Source organism: Methylomagnum sp. (assembly GCF_054333355.1).
In genome coordinates, this window is record NZ_JBTEKS010000427.1 from 1 (window position 1) to 3,563 (window position 3,563).

Here is a 3,563-nt window from a genome sequence, read left to right on the forward strand (position 1 = left end):
GTGGCCCTGTTGCCGGAGGAAGCGCCGATGCTGCTGATTACCTTGGAATACGACAACGACGAGATGCAGGGACCGCCGTTTTCCACCCCGGCGGACCAGGTGGCGCGGTTATATGGCGGGCGCTACCGAATTGAAAAAAGCGAATCCGGCGATGCGCTGGCGGACAATCCGGGACTCGCGGCGCGGGGATTGACGGCGTTGACCGAGACGGTTTGGCGGTTGATGCCGCTTTTGTAGGGTAGGTTAGGCGCACGCCATTTCAGGTTTGCGCCTCATCATTATGTCGCCGTGCGCCGTAACCCACCATGCCGACCGGGATGGTGGGTTACGGCGTACGGAGAAATCAACAGGAATATCAAGCCTCTCGCGGTGTGCGCCTAACCCACCCTACGAATACTGGGTTTTACTGATAAATCAATTTCACCCGCTCGGATCCCACCGACTTTTCCAGCCGTTCCAGTAACTCCCCGCCTGGACGCACCCGCCAAGTTTCCCCCAACTGAATGCGGCCCTCCGCGCCCTTGCTTCGATACTCGATTAAGATCGGGCAGGGACCACCCCGGAACGGCGTCAACACTTCCCGTAGCGCGTCGGCCAGCGACACCGCCTGACCCTCCGGCCAGCGGATGGCGAGGTGCTTGGCGAAATGGGCGCGGGCCTGCTCGATGCTCATCAGCCGTTCCGCGCTCAGCCGGAGTTGCCCGGCGAAATCGTCGAAACTCAAATTGCCCTCGGCCACTAGCAGAGCGTCCTTGACCAAATAATCCCGGTATTTGTCGAAGGCGTCCGAGAACACCGCCACTTCCAATCGGCCCGTGCGGTCGTCCAAGGTGGCAAAGCCCATGCGCTTACCGTTCTTGTTTTGTTTGGCGCGGAGTTCCACCACCAGTCCGGCCACGATGGCTTTGACCTCGTGGCGGTTGCCCCAGCTTCCGCCGCCCAGGGTGCTGCGGTCGTGCTTCTCGGCCAGCGGGCCCAGGCGGTCGGTGACGAATTGCTTGATCTCGTCCTCGTAAGGGCTGATGGGATGGCCGGTCAGGTACAGCCCCAGGGTGTTCTTTTCCTGTTCGAGCCGTTCCGACTCGCTCCAGGGTTCGACGGTGACGAAGGCCCGGGGCTTTTCCTCGGCGATGGCCGGCTGCGTCAGGCCGAACAAATCGTCCTGGCCGGTTTCCTCCATCGCGCCGTGCTGTTCCGCCGCCTTGAGCGCGTCCGGCAATTCGGCCATGAAGCGGGCGCGGTTGGGGTCGATGGCATCCAATGCGCCACCCTTGATGAGCGCTTCTAGTACTCGCCGGTTGGCCTTGCGGAGGTCGATGCGTTTGCAGAGGTCGTGGAGGTCGGCGTAGGGGCCGTGCTGGCGGCGCTCGTCAAGGATGTCGGTGATGGCGTTCTCGCCCACGCCCTTGAGGGCGCCGAGTCCGTATTGGATGGAGCCGTCGGGTAGGGCGGTGAAGCGGAATTCCGAGCGGTTGATGTCCGGCGGGCGGATGGGCAGCTTCATCTGCCGACACTCCTCGATGAACACGACCACTTTGTCGGTCTTGTCCATATCTGAGGACAATACCGCCGCCATGAAGGCTGCCGGGAAATGGGCTTTCAGCCAGGCGGTTTGGTAGGAAACTAGGGCGTAGGCGGCGGAGTGGGAATTTGAACAGCACAACCCCGAAGCTAATAGAAAGTTATGTTCCGGGTGGGCTACTTCAAGATCGTAACCTTGCTGCCATCCCAAGAAAGTGACTCGTACAGGCTTCCGTAGCACCGTATTCCCGTCCAATTGCCAGCGTCCACGGTCGCTAATAACTGGCTCAGGTCGGGAGAGATAAGTTCGCCAGAGTTGCTTTTGAAGCATTCCATCGAGAGTCGGATTAATCGCCAAGATCGCGTCAATATCTCCCGCTCCAGCATTCTGTCCCGCTTCTGTACTTCTGCTAAAGACTTGGCCGACCGAACAGGAAGAAAATGCCACGGCCCATCTATCTCGATAACTATTTCCTTTTCTAAATGGATGAAATCCACCTGTTTTAAAACCTCGCCGCATGAGAGCCGACTGTTTCTGGTAAATCCTTCCGCTAATAAATGGGACGCTAGCCACGCTTCCATTTTCGAGCGCTTGGGCGAGCCGTGGGCTTTGGCTTGAATTTTCTGAAATTGCTCTGGATTCTGATCTCGCCAATGCTTGAGGTTGGTGGCTCGTTGTTGCTGAATATCCGAGCGCTTGGAAGTTTTCTTGGCAGTTTCCGAATACTTCCGGCGCATGTCGTCGGTGTGTTTTAAATTCTTGCAGGTTATTGCCCGGATCTCGCGGCGCAACGCCTGACATTTCGGGCAGTTTTGAAAATGCTCGCTGGCTTTCGCATGGGTACGCACTACTTCCCCGCAATACATTGTGCGTTCCTTGCCCGATGACGGGCCGGTATGAATCATACTCATGCAGTTTGGGCATTCCTTTTGGTGAGCATGAATCGCCCGTTTGGTAGGCTGTTTTTCCCCACACTTGCTCACCCATTCGAATAATCGCCCAGAGCGGGAGTTGTCCGTAACGGGTGAGCCATTTATGGTCGAGGGTGCAGCGTTCAATAGTGTCGTCATCGAAAATAACCTCCCAGAGTGGAACTAAACCATGATCGTGTAGGGTGATAATTGGGGTCTTACTGAGGCTGCCATCGGTATTAAACGATATTACCTCATCCCCAGCCTTGCAGTCCTTTATGTTTTTTATTCCGTGCGTAGTATGAATCTTTGTGTATTCACAAAGGGTTTTATTGAAACCATACCCCGAGAATTTGTCCACCAAATCAAATATAAAGTTAGCTACTCCAGTATCTACGCCATTCTTTTCAGAGCCACTGACAAAAGTACCGCGTTGTTGAGCCATTTCCTCCGGCTTCTTTTTCCCCATGCACCTCCGAAGTAAGTCCGCCCCACCTAAAGTATACCCCGCCATATCCTGAGCAATCCGCATCACCTGCTCTTGGTAAAGGATTACCCCATTGGTGGGTTTTAATATTGGTTCCAAAATAGGATGGGCATACTCCGCCTTCTGCTTGCCGTGCTTGACGTTGATATAGTCGTCCACCATGCCCGATTGCAAGGGTCCTGGCCGGAACAGGGCCACCAGCGCCACGATGTCCTCGAAGCTATCCGGCCTGAGCCGCTTGATGAGGTCTTTCATGCCCCGCGATTCGAGCTGGAAGACGGCGGTGGTCTGGCAGCTTTTCAAGAGGTCGTAGGCGGCGGGGTCGTCCAGCGGAATCTGTGCGATCTCCACCGGCGGCTCGCCTTTCTCCGCCCGCGGCTTGTTGATGGCTTCCAGCGCCCAGTCGATGATGGTGAGGGTGCGCAGGCCCAAAAAGTCGAACTTCACCTGCCCCACCGCTTCCACGTCGTCCTTGTCGAATTGGGTGACGAGATTGTCGCCGCCCTGTTCGCAGTACAGCGGGCTGAAGTCGATCAGCTCCGACGGCGCGATGACCACGCCCCCGGCGTGCTTGCCCGCGTTGCGGGTCAGCCCTTCCAGCGACATCGCCAAGTCGATCAGGGTTTTGACGTCCTCGTCGGTG

Annotated in this window: 2 protein-coding genes and 2 pseudogenes; 1 reads left to right on the forward strand and 3 read right to left on the reverse strand. The window is 57.0% G+C overall.

Translation table 11 applies throughout. From position 1 onward, the window contains the following. Positions 1 to 237, forward strand: a pseudogene (locus tag ACXWUF_RS20500) (thiopurine S-methyltransferase); the annotation flags it as partial. Between the two features lie 166 nt (positions 238 to 403). Here the strand turns inward: ACXWUF_RS20500 and ACXWUF_RS20505 are convergent. From ACXWUF_RS20505 to ACXWUF_RS20515, 3 genes and pseudogenes are all read right to left on the reverse strand, one after another. Continuing rightward, on the reverse strand, positions 404 to 1,732 hold the full coding sequence (locus ACXWUF_RS20505; RefSeq protein WP_458496415.1) for a helix-hairpin-helix domain-containing protein: 1,329 nt from the start codon (positions 1,730 to 1,732) through the stop codon (positions 404 to 406). Continuing rightward, entirely contained in the window at positions 1,699 to 2,433 is a 735-nt protein-coding gene (locus ACXWUF_RS20510; RefSeq protein ID WP_458496416.1) for a hypothetical protein, read from the reverse strand. The genes ACXWUF_RS20505 and ACXWUF_RS20510 overlap by 34 nt, the downstream gene beginning before the upstream one ends. Before the next feature lie 325 nt (positions 2,434 to 2,758). After that, positions 2,759 to 3,563 (reverse strand): annotated as a pseudogene (locus tag ACXWUF_RS20515) (DNA polymerase III subunit alpha); the annotation flags it as partial.